Origin of the sequence: Nostoc sp. DedQUE12b (assembly GCF_034530835.1) — a bacterium.
Classification (GTDB): Bacteria; Cyanobacteriota; Cyanobacteriia; order Cyanobacteriales; family Nostocaceae; genus Nostoc.
Map to the genome: position 1 here is coordinate 111,820 of NZ_JAVRCI010000001.1, position 18,529 is coordinate 130,348.

13 protein-coding genes and 1 tRNA gene are annotated in these 18,529 nt (G+C 40.7%); 5 read left to right on the forward strand and 9 right to left on the reverse strand.

Features of this window, described 5'->3' with window-relative positions:
* Positions 1-418 precede the first annotated feature (418 nt).
* Positions 419-1,204 (forward strand): RNA polymerase sigma factor SigF, encoded by a 786-nt coding sequence (locus RMY16_RS00285; RefSeq protein ID WP_094329630.1) that lies wholly within the window; start codon positions 419-421, stop codon positions 1,202-1,204.
* Between the two features lie 50 nt (positions 1,205-1,254).
* On the opposite strand, the gene bchD is transcribed toward RMY16_RS00285, so the two are convergent.
* Positions 1,255-3,288 carry a magnesium chelatase ATPase subunit D gene (gene bchD / locus RMY16_RS00290; RefSeq protein WP_322734683.1) on the reverse strand — a complete coding sequence of 678 codons (2,034 nt, stop codon included), beginning with the start codon at positions 3,286-3,288 and terminating at the stop codon, positions 1,255-1,257.
* Between the two features lie 97 nt (positions 3,289-3,385).
* On the opposite strand from bchD, the gene RMY16_RS00295 reads away from it, so the two are divergent.
* The 3 genes from RMY16_RS00295 to rnc all read left to right on the forward strand — a co-directional run bounded on the left by RMY16_RS00295 (position 3,386) and on the right by rnc (position 5,465).
* Positions 3,386-3,994, forward strand: coding sequence for a hypothetical protein (locus tag RMY16_RS00295; protein WP_322734684.1), 609 nt, complete (start codon positions 3,386-3,388; stop codon positions 3,992-3,994).
* Between the two features lie 451 nt (positions 3,995-4,445).
* Positions 4,446-4,682: an HNH endonuclease gene (locus tag RMY16_RS32955; protein WP_416211632.1), complete on the forward strand. Its 237-nt coding sequence runs from the start codon at positions 4,446-4,448 to the stop codon at positions 4,680-4,682.
* Between the two features lie 96 nt (positions 4,683-4,778).
* Positions 4,779-5,465, forward strand: a complete 687-nt coding sequence (gene rnc, locus RMY16_RS00300) for a ribonuclease III (RefSeq protein WP_322734685.1) — start codon at positions 4,779-4,781, stop codon at positions 5,463-5,465.
* Positions 5,466-5,616: 151 nt separating this feature from the next.
* Here the strand turns inward: rnc and ftsH2 are convergent, their stop codons facing one another.
* From ftsH2 to RMY16_RS00340, 8 genes are all read right to left on the reverse strand, one after another.
* Entirely contained in the window at positions 5,617-7,503 is a 1,887-nt protein-coding gene (ftsH2, locus tag RMY16_RS00305; RefSeq protein ID WP_322665818.1) for an ATP-dependent zinc metalloprotease FtsH2, read from the reverse strand.
* Between the two features lie 409 nt (positions 7,504-7,912).
* Positions 7,913-8,407: a hypothetical protein gene (locus tag RMY16_RS00310; protein ID WP_322665820.1), complete on the reverse strand. Its 495-nt coding sequence runs from the start codon at positions 8,405-8,407 to the stop codon at positions 7,913-7,915.
* Positions 8,408-8,630: 223 nt separating this feature from the next.
* Complete coding sequence (gene gltX / locus RMY16_RS00315) at positions 8,631-10,076, reverse strand: glutamate--tRNA ligase (RefSeq protein WP_322734686.1); 1,446 nt, start codon at positions 10,074-10,076, stop codon at positions 8,631-8,633.
* A gap of 134 nt (positions 10,077-10,210) precedes the next feature.
* Positions 10,211-10,284, reverse strand: a tRNA-Asp gene (locus RMY16_RS00320).
* A gap of 110 nt (positions 10,285-10,394) precedes the next feature.
* The gene (locus tag RMY16_RS00325) at positions 10,395-11,921 is read right to left on the reverse strand and encodes a serine/threonine-protein kinase (RefSeq protein ID WP_322734687.1); all 1,527 of its coding nucleotides are present in this window, start codon (positions 11,919-11,921) and stop codon (positions 10,395-10,397) included.
* Positions 11,922-12,034: 113 nt separating this feature from the next.
* Positions 12,035-13,645 carry a serine/threonine-protein kinase gene (locus RMY16_RS00330; RefSeq protein ID WP_322734688.1) on the reverse strand — a complete coding sequence of 537 codons (1,611 nt, stop codon included), beginning with the start codon at positions 13,643-13,645 and terminating at the stop codon, positions 12,035-12,037.
* A 305-nt stretch (positions 13,646-13,950) separates the two neighbouring features.
* Complete coding sequence (locus tag RMY16_RS00335) at positions 13,951-15,135, reverse strand: esterase-like activity of phytase family protein (protein WP_322734689.1); 1,185 nt, start codon at positions 15,133-15,135, stop codon at positions 13,951-13,953.
* Positions 15,136-15,357: 222 nt separating this feature from the next.
* Positions 15,358-16,818: a TM0106 family RecB-like putative nuclease gene (locus RMY16_RS00340; RefSeq protein WP_322734690.1), complete on the reverse strand. Its 1,461-nt coding sequence runs from the start codon at positions 16,816-16,818 to the stop codon at positions 15,358-15,360.
* 477 nt (positions 16,819-17,295) lie between these two features.
* Here RMY16_RS00340 and RMY16_RS00345 point away from each other — a divergent pair, with 477 nt between their 5' ends.
* A complete protein-coding gene (locus RMY16_RS00345; RefSeq protein WP_322734691.1) occupies positions 17,296-18,483 on the forward strand; it encodes an aminotransferase class V-fold PLP-dependent enzyme in 1,188 nt (395 codons plus the stop codon).
* The last annotated feature ends 46 nt before the right edge of the window (positions 18,484-18,529 follow it).

The window sequence follows — 18,529 nt, forward strand, 5'->3', positions numbered from 1 at the left end:
CCTTGCTCAACCCAACTTCAAATTTAGATTTTCGATTTTTATTAATGACGGTGTGGATTAAGAGATAAAATTTTACAGTCTCTTTTGCAATGAATTCAGTGCCGCTCCACGTTACGCTCAGTATGACAGATGGCTATTAGATCAGTAATGCATTGTTCAGCATAAATAGCTAGTTTTTGTTGCAAAAGCTAAAGATTATGTGCCATTCAAGAGTTATCTGAAAAACAAACATAACCTGCAACAGAGAGGTTAGCAAAATCATGCGTACAAATACTGAATTGCGGAGTGTGACCCCTGACAAGTTCAGTGAAACGACGATGGCTTATTCAGGCTTGACTAAGGAAAATAATGACAGCTTAAAAGAAAATATACGCAACTCCATTTTCCCAGGAATAGGAGTTACAACAAAGGAATGTATATGGCAACAAGTGAGTCCTCTTTACGAACTGATGGTATAGAATTATTACACTTGTACCACCAGAATCCATCTATTAAACTTCGTAATAAACTTGTACAGTTACATACTGGTTTAGTACGGAAGATGGCTCATAAATTTAGCCATCAATGTAATGAACCTTATGAAGATTTAGAACAAATCGGTTATTTTGGTTTAATTAGGGCAATTGAGCGTTTCGACCCTAGCCAAGGATATGCTTTTAGTTCCTTTGCTGTGCCATACATTCGCGGTGAGATGCTGCACTTTTTGCGCGATCGCAGTACTCTATTAAAAATTCCCCGTCGTTGGCAAGAATTATACAATGAAGGGCAAAAGATTCGCAAGGACTTGGCAATGTCTTTAGGTCGCCAGCCCAAGGATGCTGAAATTGCCAGCCACCTCCGGGTATCTGTGCAAGAATGGCAAGAAACCAAGTTAGCTGCTCAAAATCGGATGCCTTTGAGTTTAGATGCGACCGCGGTTAATTATGTTGATTGCCAAATAACCTTGGGCGAAGCACTTCCTTGTCCTCGTTCTCATGTGCTTCTGCAACAAGAAGAAGAACGCCAACAACTCCAAGGCGCAATCAATATGTTGGAAGAAAAGCCTCGGATGGCAGTTGAAATGGTATTTCTAAAGGAACTTTCTCGCAAGGATGCTGCTAAAAACATTGGTACTAGTCCAATGACAGTAACACGGTATCTGCAAAAGGGAATTCAAGATTTGATTTGCTATTTACAACCACAGGTAATGCCCACTGGCTCGTAGTCGTACTGAGTCAAAAATCTAATGACTAATGATTAATGACTAATGACTAATTATCTAGATTTTAAATCAGCGATCGCACCTTTGGTCATAGCAGCAATAGCTTGATCTGTCGCTTTTGGCAAATGATAATATTTACCGCCTGCTGTTTGCGATAATTCTTTGGCAAAGCCAGTAGACACAAATTTACTTTCCGTATCAATTACTAATAGTTGCATCCCCAAACCACGGATTCTGGCAGCAATTTCTAATAATTCTCCTTTGATATCTGGCTTTTCTCCTGGTTCTATCGGTTCACCTAAAGAACGCGCTAAGGGAATATTACCCCGTCCATCGGTGATAGCTACAAGGACAACTTGCCCAATATCTCCACTCATTTGGGCATTTAAGCCGACGCGCACAGCTTGGGTTAAACCATGCGCTAAGGGTGAACCTCCACCACAGGGCAACCTTTCCAAGCGGTTACGTGCTAAGGCAATAGAACGTGTTGGAGGCAATAACACTTCTGCCTGTTCTCCCCGGAAGGGAATTAATGCTATTTGGTCGCGGTTTTGATAAGCTTCCGTCAACAGTTGCATCACCGCACCTTTAGCCGATTGCATTCGATTCAGGGCCATTGAGCCAGAAGCATCTACCACAAATACTACTAACGCCCCAGCTTTGCGTACTAGGCGTTTCGAGCGAATATCAGGCTGTTCCACAATCACTTTTCTATCTGGTTGTCTTTCTCTTCGCGCTTTTTGATAAGGAGCCGCAGCTCTCAGCGTGGCATCTACTGCAATGCGTCGCGCTTTTCCTTTGGGCAACATTGGTTTAATGTAGCGTCCCCTGTCATCGGAGAATATGACGCTGCGACTACCAGATTTACCTTGTCGCTTCGCTGTTTGAGTAAAGTAAAGCACGCTGTCATCAAGAATTACCCCTTCTGGATCAAAGATAAATTCTTCTGGGATGCTAGGGGGTTCTTGCTCTTGATTTTCTTCCTGTTCTTCTTGTTCTTCTTGTTCCTCTTCTGATTCGTCTTGGGGTTCTTCTTGATTCTGTTGTGGTGGGGGTGGAGGCGGAGGTGGTGCTTGATCTGGTGGCGGTGTCTGCACAACTGTGGCGCGTGGTACAATTACCAATTCCACAGCACGGCGCAAATCTTCGGCATTAACTGTTGTTCGTCCCTCTAAAGCCGCAGCCGCTTTGGCAACCCGCGTGGCGAATAACTCGGCGCGATGTCCCTGAACTCCGCCGCGAATTGCCTCATCTACTAAGTAGGCAATTTGTTCGTGGGTGATGATTACTTCTTTTAACCATTCCCGCGCCAAGATGATTTGGGTTTTGAGTGAGTCTAAATCTTCGTTGTACTGTTGGAGAAAGTCTTGGGGAGATTTAGAATAAGCGATCGCTTGTTCAACTGCTGCTACTCTTTGATCTAAGCCGAGTACACCGTCAGCAGAAAGTGCGATCGCAATTCTATCTAATAAATGCTCCCGTAATCCGCCTTCTTCTGGATTGTAGGTGGCAATAAATAAGGATTTGCACGGATGTTGAAAACTAATCCCTTCCCGTTCAATCTGGTTACGTCCCTCAGATAATACTGTTAAAAGTTGATTTGATATTTGGTCATCTAATAAATTAATTTCGTCTACGTACAGTACACCACGGTTTGCTGTAGCGAGTAACCCAGGCTGAAAAATCGTATCACCTTGCTTTACCGACTTTTCAACATCTACTGAACCTAATAGCCGGTCTTCGGTGATACCTAGAGGAATTTGCAAAAAAGGTGCAGGGATAATTTCGACAGGCACATCTTGAATGTCTTTCTCTGCGTACTCCGTCAAAAGTTGATCGTCCCATTCTTCTGGGTGGTTGGGGTCACAATTACTGATTGAACCTTTGACAACTTCTATCGGCGGTAGTAGAGCGTGGATAGCACGAGCCATTACAGATTTTGCCGTACCGCGACGACCTGCGATCGCCACTCCCCCCAAACCAGGATCGACTGCGGCTAATAGCAAGGCTAATTTAATTGCTTCTTGACCGACTACAGCTGTCAAGGGAAAGGCAGTTATGGTGGGGTTGATAGTAGGCGCAGGCATTGTTTTTTCAATAGCGAGTCTCGGCCTTTAGCATACCAATTTCTGACACATTTATAAATAAGATAGGATTCAGTCATAAGACAAAAGAGTAAGTTTTATGGCTTATAGTGATTTTAAACTTATTGAAGTTATCGATTCTTTTGAGTTAGTTATCCACGAGTCGTCTGGACTATTTGCAAATGTACAGGAGCAAGACTGTAGTGATTTATTATCTACTATTTTGAGGGAAAATGTTGATTTAGCAGTAGCGATCAGTTCTGAAAAAGCTCGTAGTGAAATGATAATTAGTCCAATCTTATTAGAAATTAGACGCAAATTTAATTATGAAATAAGCTTTTTTTCGGGAGTTGATTTTACTGTTGATAGCCAGCGAGGATTAAACGGATTTTGTGATTTTATTTTGAGTCTTTCTTCGGAGCAGTTGCTTGTACGCAGTCCGGTAATTGTCTTAGTAGAAAGTAAAAATGAGAATTTGAGGTCTGGTTTAGCCCAATGTATTGCCGAAATGGTAGCGGCTCAGTTATTTAACGAGAGAGGTGGGAATCAAATCAAAGCTATATATGGTGCTGTTACTATCGGTACTATCTGGCAATTTCTCAAGCTTGAAGGCAATGTAGTTTCGATTGATTTGAGTGAATATTATATTAAGGATATTAAGAGGATTTTAGGTATTTTGTATGGTGCGATCGCGCAAAGTAAACCGTAAATTATTTATTTCTTTTACAAAATCTTCATAAAAAACTATATTGACATCCAGCATTAGCTATGCCAATCTGTATTTAAGACAGCAAAGTAACCGCACTCTAAAGCGCAAGTTTTTGGTGTTGTCTCAGCAGCAGAATTCCTTGTTTCCTGCCAAGCTTCGTGTCATCCCTTCGGCTGAGTATTTAGCCTAATGCCAAGTCAACTGATTGAGTAGACTTTTAACGGGAAGATGAGATGTTTGGATAAATGTTCAGGGGAAAGGATGACGCGAAACTTAGTAGGAAGCCAGGAGTTCTACGGCTGAGACTTGAACCAAACGAAAGCGTACATAGCAAATTTTTTGTATGGAAAAATTAATTTTTTATTAATTCTCTCTACAGAAATTTGTTATCTGTAGATGCCTAATATTCCAATGCTGTTCCAAACAATAAGCGAAATGGAACATCGGCAAAATGAATTCCAAACAAAAACGTAATAAGAAGCAGCAACTCATTGATTTTTATGGTTCTTGCTGTTGGTGGTGCCGTCAAAATACCCCACAAGCAAATCTGACATTTGATCACCTTTTGCCTAAGAGTCGTGGCGGTTCTAATTCTTTTGAAAACTTACGACTTTCTTGCTTTTCATGTAACAATTCTCGCGGAAACAGTCTCTATCCGCCTCTCCGGCTCAAGAATAACTGTTTCTAGGTAGCATCTTAATTTTATTAGGCTCTGATCTTATAAGGTGGGCATCTTGTCCGCCTTTTCAATTGAATTAACTACCAAAAAAAGGAACAAATCAAAATGCATAAAATTCTAATGTTCAATAATGAAAAACTTCTACGTCGTGCGCTTACACATCGTTCTTACGTCCATGAAAACCCCGGAGAAGGCGAACATAATGAACGCCTAGAATTCCTCGGTGATGCTTTACTGAATTTCTTAAGTGGCGAGTATCTATATAGTTGTCACCCAGAAATGGGAGAAGATGAATTAACACGGCGGCGTTCGGCGTTGGTAGATGAGAAACAATTGGCAAAGTTCGCTGAGGAGGTAGGCTTAGACTTTAGAATGCGGTTAGGAAAAGGCGCTATTCGAGACGGAGGCTACCAAAATCCCAATTTACTCAGTAGTACCTTTGAAGCAGTTCTTGGTGCTTACTATTTGGATAATGATTCTAATATTGAAACAGTTCGCGCAATTATAGAACCACTATTTGATTCTGTAGATCCTAAGCATATAATTTTGCCTCGTTCTAATGTAGACTCAAAAAACCGCTTTCAAGAATGGGTGCAACGCAACGTTACTCCAAATCCCCCAAAATACTTTACAGACCAAATAGGAGGCCCTTCTCATGCGCCAGAATTCATAGCCAAAGTATTGGTAGATGAAAAGATTTATGGAGAAGGTAAGGGACGCAATAAAAAAGAAGCTGAAAAAGCTGCGGCTGAAGATGCGCTAGCTAAGTTGAAAAAACAAGGTTTATTGTAGAGTTTATGCGTTTATAAATTTTGATAATTTTAAAATTAAGAGCTTCCTAACACTGAAAAACCGCAAAAAAATGAGGATGGTATACGCCACCCTCATTTTATTTTTTGTTACTTTACTCATTTCCAGATAGTAACCAGAAAAGAGTCAACTATTACAGTTGCGGTACGTACTGTTGCTTCTCAGGTACTTCAGTGTACTCAGCTACAATCTGGCGGAATTCTTCACCATCAATGGTTTCTTTTTCAATGAGCAAATCTACTAAGCGATCGGTGACAGTGCGATGGTCACGGATGATCTTCTTAGCATTGTCGTAGCACTGCTCAACAATTTCTCTGACTTGTCCATCAATGCGAGAAGCGATGGATTCAGAATACTCAGATCGGGTTGTCCAGTCACGACCCAAGAATACTTCTCCCTGCTGGCTTTCTAACGACAATGGCCCTAAGTCGGACATCCCGAAACGAGTCACCATCTGCCGAGCCATTCCCGATAACTGCTGCAAGTCTCCACCAGCGCCAGTTGTGACTTCCGCAGCGCCAAAAATAACCTCTTCAGCGGCGCGACCACCCAAAGCACCAGTAATTCTAGCTTTCAACTGAGAACGGGAAATTAATCCCTGTTCTTCGTTGGGAGTAAACCAAGTTAAACCTTGTGCTTGTCCTCGTGGAATCAGGGTAACTTTCTGTACTGGGTCATGGTCTTTTAATAAAGTCCCAACTAAAGCGTGTCCAATTTCGTGGTATGCAATTAAGCGCTTGCTCTTGCTATCTACCAAAGGAGTACCTTCCATCCCAGCGACTACCCTATCTACCGCATCATCAATTTCGCGGAGGGTGATTGCTTCCTTGCGTCTTCTAGCTGTGAGAATTGCTGCTTCGTTGAGCAAGTTGGCTAAGTCAGCACCAGTGAATCCAGGAGTGCGGCGAGCGATCGCATCTAAAGATACGCTAGGGTCTAGTTTCTTATTTCGCGCATGGACTTGCAAGATTTCCAAACGCCCTTTGATATCGGGTGCATCGACTGTTACTTGACGGTCAAAGCGACCGGGACGCAGCAAGGCTGAGTCTAGTACGTCGGGACGGTTGGTAGCAGCAATAATAATGATGCCGGTGTTACCTTCAAACCCGTCCATTTCGGTGAGCAATTGGTTGAGGGTTTGCTCTCTCTCGTCGTTACCGCCGCCGATACCAGCGCCGCGTTGCCGTCCAACTGCGTCGATTTCATCAATGAAGATGATACAGGGGGCGTTATCTTTGGCTTTCTTGAACAAGTCGCGGACGCGGGATGCACCCACACCAACGAACATTTCCACAAATTCCGAACCGGAAATACTGAAGAAAGGTACGCCTGCTTCGCCTGCGATCGCTTTTGCTAATAAAGTTTTACCAGTTCCAGGAGGCCCAACTAACAACACTCCCTTGGGAATCCGTGCGCCCACAGCCGTAAATCTTTCTGGCTGCTTCAGGAAGGTGACGACTTCTTGTAGTTCTTCTTTAGCTTCTTCGATTCCAGCTACGTCGTCAAATTTGACGCCGGTTTTTGCCTCCATTTGGAAACGCGCTTTAGATTTGCCAAAGTTCATAGCTTGACCTGGGCCACCAGGAAGGTTGCTAGAACGCCGGAACAAAAAGAACAACCCAGTAATCAATAAAACTGGAAAGATGAGATTGCCCAACAATCCCCAAATTGCGCCATCATTCCGTATGGGGTGAGCATCAAAACTAATAGCTTTCTCTTTGAGCTTGCTAATTAACTCAGGAGCATTAACAGGCAAATCCACACGCCACCTTTGGACACGATTTTCCAGGTCTGGATCGCGGGCTTCTATAATTGCTGTCCTACCGCCTTCGTAAAGATCCACACTGTTGACGCGATCGCTGTCCAAGTATTCTAGAAAGCGACCATAAGTCATGCGGGTATTAGCTGCATTCTTGCTCATGTCAGTAGGAGCGCCTGCAAAGGCCCCTTGCCAGAAGAAAAAGCCAATTACCAAAGCTGGCAATGTCCAGAGTGCTACGACTTTCCAAGAGAATTTCATTTTAATTTGCCTCTAGATGCCTATACAACTTGTTAGCTCTAGTAACCGAATGTTTATCACTCTGTTACTTTAAGCTGCTAAACGGATGTTTATAAATCCATTTTGTTTAATTTGATCTCTTACATGCAGTGCCATAAGCCGATTAGAGCATTATGGCGATGCCAACAAGAATCTTAATCAAAGTTAACTTAATTTTAATACAATATCGCACGAGAAAAGGGAGCGCAACGGAATGCAAAGACAGGAAGAATTTCTCCAGAATGCTCCTTGTATCGTTCCAGCCGCTCTCAATCATGATTCTGGGAGAGTAGGGAGTGAGGGAGATGAGGGGACAAGGAGATAAACAAAACTCCTAACTCTTAACTCAGCACTCAGCACTCAGTACTCAGCACTCCTAACGCCCAATCCCCTACTTTACTTCTGTAATTTTTAGAGTGTAAGGAAGATACTTGCCTTTTTCGTAAGAACCAACCCAAATTTGGTAACTTCCAGGTAGCCATTCACCAACAATGCCAGCATTTTTGCCATCAAAATCGTCATTGCACCAAGTACCACCAGGCCCTTTAATAATCATGGTGGTGTCTTCAGGACTTTGCACTTGCAGCTTTAGGTAGTCAAATTTACTTGTTAACGCTAATGTGTGGTCTGGTGTTTCATCCACAAATCCGGTACAAGGGCCAGTGGCTGTTTCGCTTCTCCCACCTACTTGACTCCCAGATATTGAGCCACCACTCATCCCGCGAACTGTCAGGGGGTCTGGCGAAAACTGAGGGCTAATGGTGACATCTCCAAATATCGTTGGCGCTTCCTGAGCATCAACCGCAGCATTAACTGTCGATGTGATGAAGAGCGTAACTATCATAAACGATAATCTCATCCCTCTATTGAGCGCTTTTGTCGGCATTGTAATTACGTTCGCTTCTAAGTGTTTTTGAAGACATGAATTTTACACACCAAGTTCCCAATATGAGAAGAATTGACTACCTATTTTAGATTTGAAACTGGGGATAATTCATTAGTAATTAGTCAATGATTTCTTGTTCCTATAGTTGCTTTCCCTTATGGATAGGGGCACACGTTTGTGCGCCCCTAAAATCTGAAATATTTCTAAAATCTGGAAGTAATCGCTACTTAGCTTCCGTTATAGCCCGACTCAAGCGCGGTTTATCTAAACCAATCTGATTTAGTAGTAACCAAGATTGGATTAAGTCTGGGCCATGAACATCTCCAGTTAAAGCTGCTCGGAGCGATCGCATTACTAAGCCTTTTTTGACTTTTTGCTCTTTGACCACTTGTTTAATAATCTCCTGTGCAGCGGCTTCTGACAGTTGCGGCTGATTTTCTAAAGCTGTGACAATCGCTTCAAGAACAGCAGTCGAACCTTCTTGCTTGAGTTGTGTACTGCCTTCATCGCTAAATTCAACTGTATCGCTAAAAAACAGTTGGCTTTGAGCTACTCCATCTACCAGGCGAGTCAAACTCTGGCTAATTAGAGTTACTAGCTGTTCTAACCAGGGGCGATCGCGTCCACCATCAAATTTATAGCCAGCCGCTTCCCAAAAGGGGATGAGTAAATCTGTGAGTTTATCTACTGGCGTGCTGTGAATATACTGACTGTTCAACCAATCCAGCTTGTCCCAGTCAAACTTTGCACCTGCTTTATTGACGCGCTCAAAGCCAAATTCTTTGGCTGCTGTTTCTAAGCTAAATATTTCTTGTGTCGAATCTGGTGGCGACCAACCCAGCAATGTCATGTAATTTACCAAACCTTCAGCAGTAAAGCCCATTTTCTGAAAGTCAGAAATGGAAGTGACGCCATCTCGTTTAGAAAGCTTGCGCCCTTCCATATTCAAAATTAATGGCGTATGGGAAAACTCTGGAATTTTTGCACCCATCGCTTCATACAGCAGAATTTGTTTGGCAGTGTTGGCGATGTGGTCTTCTCCGCGGATGACGTGGGTGATTTGCATATCGATGTCATCCACGACAACAACAAAGTTGTATAAAGGTTGACCGCTACCCTCTTCTGAGGCGCGGGCGATCACCATATCACCACCTAAATCGCTACCTCGCCAAGACATCTTGCCTCTTACTAAGTCATTCCACACAATTTCCCGCCCATCTTCGATTTTGAAGCGAATTACAGAAGAACGACCTTCTGCTTCAAAGGCGGCGCGTTGTTCTGGGGTAAGGTTGCGGTGACGGTTGTCATAGCGAGGAGCTTCGCCTCTAGCTTTTTGAGCTTCCCGGAGCGCCTCTAGTTCTTCGGAAGTAGTGTAGCAGCGATAGGCTAATCCTCGATCTAGCAGTTTTTCTACTGCTTCTTTATAAAGATCCAAGCGTTGGGATTGGAAAAATGGCCCTTCATCCCAGTTAAGTCCTAGCCAGCGCAGTCCTTCAAGAATATTGTCGGTGTATTCGGGACGCGATCGCTCTAAATCTGTATCTTCTATTCGCAGGATAAATTTCCCGTCGTGGTGGCGGGCAAATAACCAGTTAAATACAGCCGTTCTAGCTGTACCAATATGTAAATTTCCGGTTGGACTCGGCGCAATACGGACTCTAACAGTCACAGTTAATTCTCTCTTTCGCAAAGCATGATAAATGTAGCTTATATTTAAATCTTGAATCCTGAGTCAACCTCTTTGGATAATTCAAAATCCAATAACAACCTAAGTTAAGTGATTCGCTACTCATAAATTTAGAACGGGACTGACGGGGCTCGAACCCGCAACTTCCGCCGTGACAGGGCGGTGCTCTAACCAATTGAACTACAGTCCCTTGTTTGGCAACTTTGCTATTATCACTATTTTTTCTCTACTTGTCAAGTGTTTCGGAGTTAGAAATTAAAAATGATTTTTGTTATGTATCTCTCAGGTGCGAATTATTCGTTAAAAAGACCGTGATAACACAACCTGTGGCTCTGATTCCAGATGCTGCAATATTCGGGATTGCATTTGTTTATACTGCTGTTTCAATAGCTGTTTGCTCAATTGGGGTTGAGAAGTGGGTGGTAGCCTATGGCTTTGTTGCACCCAAGTTTTTAACATTTGCCGCTGAGTTGACTCAATGCGACTGCTGAGAACCTTGATGCAAGAATGTGGTGCTTCCAGGGTAAAGAAAATCAAAGGATATTGTTCATTTTCAGCCAGGAAACTTACCATCCTCAGATTTTGGGGATTTTGCATATCTAAGTAGCACGGTAGCCACTTAGGAGCGAATTGCCGATTATAGAGTACAGTTACCCACAACAACATTGGGTGAGGGGATGTCACAAAGATGAACTGGTTGTAACGGATAGAAACTGCATAATTTTTGATTTCTTGTTTAGACAACATCAACCATAGCGCTGTGATCGAGCCTTGTGGGGTGTCTAGAAGCTGGGGAAAAACAATTTCTTGAATTGGTTTATTTGGAGGCCACAAAAGTTGCCGATAGCTTTGTTCTACTGTGATTGGTAATGTAGAGTTTAAAGGACGGTTAAGAACTGAGTTAGAGGCGATATTTGTAGGTAAACTGGGGCAATTAGACTGTTCTAAACTATTTAATAGTTGCAAAATTTCAGCAATATTTTGCGGGCGATCGCTTACTTTTTTAGCCAGACAAGCCATAATTAGATTATTTAGTTTCTGAGGTATTTTAAGAGTGGGTTTAACATCTGCAATCGTTTTTGGTGCTTCAAAGTGATGTGCTTTATACCAAGCACCAAAGTAATCAGTTTCCGGTTGCCAAGGTTTTTTACCTGTGAGCATCTCAAACATCATCACACCCAGGCTGTAAATATCAGAACGACTATCTAATTTTTCTCCATCTAGCTGTTCTGGAGAACAATAAGGTAAAGTGCCATTAAATCCGCTACTTGTACTAGCTGTTGATGCATAATTTAAAAATCTAGCAATACCAAAATCGAGAATTTTAACTAACTGGCCCAATATCGGATCGGGAATAACTAATATATTGGCAGGCTTGATATCTCGATGAACCAACGGACAAATTTTGCCATCAATATTAATCCCTTGATGGGCACACTGTAAGCCCAAACAAATTTGGCGAGCGAGAGTCAAAAACATAGGCAGAGGTAGCGGAATTAAATCTTTTAAGCTCTTGCCACATAGATATTCCATGACGTAGTATGGTTTTCCTTTATCATTCACACCATAATCATACGCCCGCACTATATGTACGCTTTTTTGACTCAAGGCTGCACTCATTAAAGCTTCACGAGCAAAGTCTTGTTGCATCTTGGTATTAACAACAGTTTGAGTCAAAAACTTGATAGCAACTGGTATACCTCCTAACAAAACATCATTTGCTAAAAAAACTTCACCCATGCCACCGCTGCCAATTAATTGCTTTAGTTGATAACGATTGGCAAGCAAGCCCGTATTACTTGGAGATGTCAATGGGCTTTGATTCACTTTGTTCACCTCTGGTGCTGAGTCCATTTAAAGTTAGTAATCCACACATAAAAAAATATTAATTATTAGATTTAGGTAATGATAGCAATAATTTTGATTATAATAGTATAATTTCAATGACGTAATAGAAGTTTTAAAAACATTTCCAAGAATTTAGTCATCCAAGTTTTTAAACCTTCTGTCTCAGATTTTTGATGTGTGGCTAAGTTTCGTAATATCTCTAACTTGAGCTTTTCGTACTCTGCTTTTAGAATATTTTTGGCTTGACTAGGCAAAATTAATTCATTTGACTGTTGACTCATATCTAACCAATCTACAAGTTGTTGGCGCTGTTTAGCCGTGAGGTTTAAAGTTGTGACATGAGAGCAATGAGTTGGATCCTCTAGGGTGAAAAATAGTAAATGATAGTAACCTACTTCTGCTAAACTACGTGCTATATTTTCACCTTTCTTATCTTTTAGATCCAGAAAATAAGGTAGCCACTTAGTTGTAGAAGGTTGACTATCAAATAGTACTGTTACCCACAGTAACATTGGGTATACACTCATTTTAGTAATAAATTCAGTACTATATATTTTATCCAAAAATTTTGCAATCTCTTGTTTGGGCAACATTGCCCAAAAAGTTGGTATAGGTCTTTGATGACTCTGTAATAAATGAGGAAATCCAATTGGTGCAATTGGTTTATTCTTAGGCCAAGTTTTCTGCAAACACTCTTTTTCTGATAATAAAGTGGCTGGTACTAATTGGACTGGAACTGAGACTTTAACAATGTCGGTACTATTGTTATAAATAACATTATTAACTTTTTCTAAACCTTCTAATATTTGGTTGATATTCTGAGGGCGATCGCTTACTTCTTTAGCTAAACAACTCATCAATATTTTTTCTAATATTTCCGGTATTTTAACTTGCGGATTTACTTCTTCAACTGTAGGTGGCATTTGAAAGCGATGGGCTTGATACCAAGTACCAAAGGAGTTACTTTTTGTTTGAAATGGGTGTTTCCCTGTCAGCATCTCAAACATTAGTACTCCCAAGCTATAAATATCAGAGCGGACATCTAGCAGTTTACGTCCTTCCATATGTTCTGGAGAACAGTAAGGCAAACTGCCAATAAAAGAATCTGTTAGGGTCATCCCACTTCGTTCTGTTAAAAACTTGGCAATACCAAAATCTAGGATTTTAACAATTTCACCTTTTTTACTATCTTCAGCAATAAATATATTTTCTGGTTTAATATCTCTGTGAACAATAGGATAAATCTCTCCTTTAAGACTGATGCCTTGGTGGGCACATTGTAAACCTAAACAAATTTGATTACAAATTTCTAAAAACTTCGATATTGTTAAGGGCTGAATTTTCAGAATTTGCTTGAGGTTTTTCCCTTGGAGGTATTCCATTACATAAAATGGAGTTTTATCCTCAGTAACCCCATAACTTAAAATGCGAACAATATGCTTACTTTTACGACCCAATTGAGCGCCAATAAAAATCTCTCTGGCAAAACGCTGGGACATTTGTTGGTTTGCCAAACTAAGTGATAAGATTTTGATTGCGATCGGCATACCGCCTTTAGCAGTATCTTCTGCTAAATAAACTCTACCCATCCCCCCTTTGCCAATCAAATCTCTGATTAAATATCGATTGTTTAAAAATTGTCCGATGTAATCGTCTAATTCTGCTTTTTGCCCTACCATACTCTCAATTTTATTTTCTGGCATAAAAATCATTTATAAAAAATGTTATTGGCAAAATACTTTAATTAAGTCTAGCTAATTATTAAATTTAAATCTAAGAAATATCCGACTTGTGAGAAAATTAATTATATACTGTAAATATGCTTAAGCTCTCTGCAAAAGTTGCTAAACATTGTGTAACATATTTATTAATGACTACGGTTGAGAAATTACACGTAAACTATAAATAAGCTAGATAAACTTACTTAGCAGATTCCGTGAATACACAGGAATAATCATAAATAAATAAATAGCGCTCAAGCCGCGAATGCCCTTTTAACTCTGTACAGTTAAAAGTTAATATTCGGCAGTAAACGGCGTAATAATTTAATTAGTGGATTTTCAATTTTAATTTTAAAGGCTAGTATTTGGGTGCTTTGCAGGGGGTTAAAATTATTATCGCTGATGAGAATTAATGATTGTTGACCATCCGGTAGTTTTGGGCCAAGAGTTAAGCCTTCGATGTTATCTAGCAGTACATCTAGTTTTCTCAAATCTAACAGTAGCTTTTTCTTAACTGGTTTAATATTTTTGGAGTCAACTGCTAAAAGGCTATCAATATTATGAATATCATTGCCTCCCTCTAAGGAAACCTGAAACAGGGAAATAGCAAATCCTAAACCAGTAAAAGACCTTTCTAAACTTAAGAAGTGTCCTTGATTATCGAGAGCGAGTAAATCAGGTAATCCACTAGCGAATTTGCCAATTAGATTCAAAAATGGTGTAACTGATTCAGTTTGGTAAAGAAATTCCTTTTCGGGTTGCTTGTTGAGCAAGTTGTATTGCAAAATTCGGCAAGGACTACCGATATTAGGTTTAGCTGCAACACCGTCTTGAATTAGAGCATTTTCGGTGGCTGTGAATAGATGCTTGTTATCGGGTGTAATGGTGAGGCTTTCAAAAGCTAAATTGTTGCGGATACCTTGTTGACTAGTTTTATCTGGCAAAAATTTATTTGGGATGGGGAGTCTTGCAATTTCTCTTCCAGAAGATAGCGAGAACTCTTTAATAAAAGGATTAATTAATTTTGTAGCATCGCCTTCAGAAGAAACAAACACAGTTGCTTTATTAGTTAATGCAATACCTTCTGTATCAGTTTCACCAGGGCGGAATATTTTACCATTTTCATTTAATAACGTAGTAACACTGAGTGGAATAATTCCGCCTTTTTCTAGTAAACCTTTACTCAAATCGATTTTCAAAGTGAATAAATGGGTGGCAGCTTTTTGCCCACGCTCATCGGAAATAACGTAATAAAGGTTATTTTTTGAATTATATGTAATTCCAGATAAGCCTCCTACTTCAGTATTTTGAAAGATTAAACCTTTCGGTAAGGTAGCTTCGCCAATAAATTCTATGCTACTTATTTCAATACCATTTGATGGTAAGTTTGTGAATATAATGCTAATAATTGTAATTGTAATTAAAAAGAAAAATATTCGTGGAAGTACGAAAATTTTTTTAATTAGCTGCATAGATTTTTTCGTTCAATAAATATTTGTAGGGGCGTATAACTGTACGTCCCTACAAATAATATCAATTAAATAAACAATCTGACAGCTAAAACCCTGTAAATCCTGACTAAATCAGGCTTTATTAATTTTTAATTCTTTAGAAAGTTTGAGTGAATGTTCCTTTTAATTGGACTTTCCAAGACGTATTTTGAATTTGAAGACCTTTAAAAAAGAAGAAATTACTTAAGCTGATTGTAAATCATATTCATCTTGAAAAAAGTTGACAAGCCAATCTTTGACTTTATGAGTGGCGCGGCAGTCATCTTCGTTGTAGCGTTGGATAATTTCTAGTAAGGTGTGATCGCCTGTTTCTAACCATTGATCGTACCAGTAAATACACTTAGCACCACTGGCTTCTTTATCACGCCACTCAAATCCTATCCAACGAGCGATCGCTTTCAAGGCATAGCTTTCTACGGGTAATGCTACACTTTGGGTTAATTGCTCATACACATCCACAAATCGATTCAGTACAGGACGCACTAAGGAATGTGGAGTGCCGTAAAGTTTTGCCAACCGTTTAACTGTATCAAACTCGTAGACACAAAAATGATAAATTGGCGCTTCGGGATATTGCCAAACCAAATCCAAAAATTGCTGCCAAACTAATTCTTCGTCTTCTGGTTTATCTGCTAAAAAGGAATAAAATTGTTCTGTATTAGCTTGTCTATTAACGACCAAAACCCCTAAGAGATAATCTAAATCTAAGTCTGGCTGGGCTTCAATATCAAAATAAAGCTCTATGGGCGCTGTAAATGTAATATCTTCTGTTGGTAGCGGGTAGGGTAAAATTAGAGGTCGTTTTTCTAGTGCAGATTGAGCTTGCACTACCAATTTGGGAGCTACTTGGCTGTCAAAACCAAGTAGATTTTCTAAGCTGCTGGGACTGGTGTTAGCAAGAGATTCCAGTGTGGTAATGTCTAAGGCTTGGAGTTGAGTGTAGCGCAGTGGTGTTACACCTGGTAGCAGGGAGAGATGTTTTTTAGATTGAGCGATCGCATAACATTCACTATACCAATGGCAAAAATTGCACTTTTGGCGAGAAATAAACACCTCTGGCGGATTCGGCGACTCTAAAACTTGAATAAACTCCTCTAGAATCTGCTGCATCCGTGGCATCCATTTAAACAGATCCACTGTATAATTTGTATTTTTACTTCGCAATATAAGCGAAGCTGTTTCAGGTGCAACTCCCTGTACTGATGCCAACACTTGGACATGAAATGCAGCGACAACCTGATATTCTTGCTTAGGACGCTTACCCAGTTCAATACTTGCCGGAATGTAGATCCAATCTCCAAAATCGGATTGCCCCGGTTGTTTCACGAGTAAGTCTGGACGACTTAGCAGGGTATCTGCTTCAGAATAATTTGCTAACAGTACTCCTTTATAGATGTACTCAACCCCACGCTGCATCAATTCTAAAGTTGCTTTCTCTGCCTTTTCCCAGTTTCCATAAGAATAATCTGGTTGGTAATAAGTTACGTTTGTCAAAACACTCAACTGATGAGCGATTTTGTCCTGTTGCAGTTTCCGTAGCAACTCATTGGGAGCATCGCGCTGACTTTTGTCACCGTGGATATCTAGAAAAGGTCGGCGTTTACAGCGTTGGTATTGCAGTAAGAGTTCAGCATTAATTAGCATCCTTTTAAGTTAACAAGAATTAGCACAATCTGGCAGTAACTCTGGCAATTAAAATCGGGAAGTGGCGATACCTTCTCTGCGTTCGCGCAGCGTGTCGTAGACACACGCTACGCAAACGGTGGGCTACGCCAACGCGTCTACGCTTAATTTGCTGTTTATTTTATACTGTCAACAGCTAGCTATTGGCATGAAGAGTGCTGAGTGGGTAAACAGCATAATGGCATCTCTTCCCCCGTTACGAGTCCGATCCAGATCGTAAGGCTAATCCGTGGCATCATGTATCAGAGTTCAAACACCATTTGATTACTTCTCAAACAGCCCAAAATTTAGCACATAAAGTTACAGAACATTTATCGTTAGTGATGACGAGATGAAATTTAGCAGCGAATGCTTAAATTAATTTCATTGCTTCTACCACAAAGTGCAAATACTTCTGAATATCAATAGCCTGCAAATAGCAGATATCCCTTGTGACTTATGACTAGTATTTCTGCATCATCAATCAAGCTGCATCGAGAGCAATTTCCGGCTTTAGCGAATAAGACTTATTTCAATTATGGGGGACAAGGGCCGATGCCCCAAAGGGCAATGGATGCGATCGCCCAAACTCAAGCTTATGTTCAGCAAATAGGCCCCTTTGGTAATGAGGCGTTTAGCTGGATAGCGCCTCAGACTCAAGCTGCTAGAGTTGCGATCGCTTCGGAGTTAAATGCACCATCTGAAACAATTACTCTCACGCAAAATGTCACAATTGGCTGTAATATCGCCATGTGGGGCATTGAATGGCGTGCTGGCGACCATCTCCTACTCTCAGACTGCGAACATCCAGGCGTAATTGCCACAGCTCAGGAAATCTCGCGGAGATTCGCTGTGCAAGTTACTACCTGTCCTCTAAAAGCAACTTTAAATGAGGGCGATCCGGTAGAAGTTATTGTCCAGCATTTGCGTCCCAATACCCGTCTTGTGATCTTGAGTCATGTTTTCTGGAATACTGGTCAAGTTTTACCTCTTGACAAAATTGCCGAGATATGCAAAAGTAATGACTCTTTTTTACTGATAGATGCTGCTCAATCTGCTGGTTTATTGCCTTTAAACTTGACTGAATTGGGAGTAGATTTTTATGCTTTCACTGGTCATAAATGGTTATGTGGCCCTGCGGGTGCTGGTGGCTTGTATGTCCGCCCAGAAGCACGAGAAAGCCTGAAACCTACGTTTATCGGCTTGAATGGTGTTGTTGTAGATAGTCAATCTCAGCCTGTGGATTGGCTTCCAGATGGGCGGCGATACGAAGTGTCTACATTAGCTTATCCGTTGTATCTTGGGTTAAAGGAAGCGATCGCAATTCATCAAGAATGGGGAACGTCACAGGAACGTTACGAGCAAATTTGCCATAACAGTGAGTATCTCTGGCGACAATTGATGGCCTTACCCGATATTAAATGTTTGCGAACTTCCCCACCTGAAAGCGGTATAGTCTCCTTTAAACTTGAAAATAATCAACCCCAAGCTAATTTGAAGTTGGTAAAATTTTTGGATTCACAAAGGATATTAACTCGGACAATTGCCGATCCTAGCTGTATACGTGTTACCGTTCATTACTTTACTTTAGAATCGGAAATCGACTTATTGATTGAGACGATTCAAAGTTTTTGCAAAATTAATTAAAAGTTAGGAGTTAGAAGTTTGGAAATTATGATTTTAACTTCTAACT

Coding starts and splice junctions, on each gene's coding strand:
- RMY16_RS00285 (WP_094329630.1), top strand. CDS start 419: ATGGCAACAAGTGAGTCCTCTTTACGAACTGATGGTATAGAATTATTA.
- bchD (WP_322734683.1), bottom strand. CDS start 3,288: ATGCCTGCGCCTACTATCAACCCCACCATAACTGCCTTTCCCTTGACA.
- RMY16_RS00295 (WP_322734684.1), top strand. CDS start 3,386: ATGGCTTATAGTGATTTTAAACTTATTGAAGTTATCGATTCTTTTGAG.
- RMY16_RS32955 (WP_416211632.1), top strand. CDS start 4,446: ATGAATTCCAAACAAAAACGTAATAAGAAGCAGCAACTCATTGATTTT.
- rnc (WP_322734685.1), top strand. CDS start 4,779: ATGCATAAAATTCTAATGTTCAATAATGAAAAACTTCTACGTCGTGCG.
- ftsH2 (WP_322665818.1), bottom strand. CDS start 7,503: ATGAAATTCTCTTGGAAAGTCGTAGCACTCTGGACATTGCCAGCTTTG.
- RMY16_RS00310 (WP_322665820.1), bottom strand. CDS start 8,407: ATGCCGACAAAAGCGCTCAATAGAGGGATGAGATTATCGTTTATGATA.
- RMY16_RS00330 (WP_322734688.1), bottom strand. CDS start 13,645: ATGCCAGAAAATAAAATTGAGAGTATGGTAGGGCAAAAAGCAGAATTA.
- RMY16_RS00335 (WP_322734689.1), bottom strand. CDS start 15,135: ATGCAGCTAATTAAAAAAATTTTCGTACTTCCACGAATATTTTTCTTT.
- RMY16_RS00340 (WP_322734690.1), bottom strand. CDS start 16,818: ATGCTAATTAATGCTGAACTCTTACTGCAATACCAACGCTGTAAACGC.
- RMY16_RS00345 (WP_322734691.1), top strand. CDS start 17,296: ATGACTAGTATTTCTGCATCATCAATCAAGCTGCATCGAGAGCAATTT.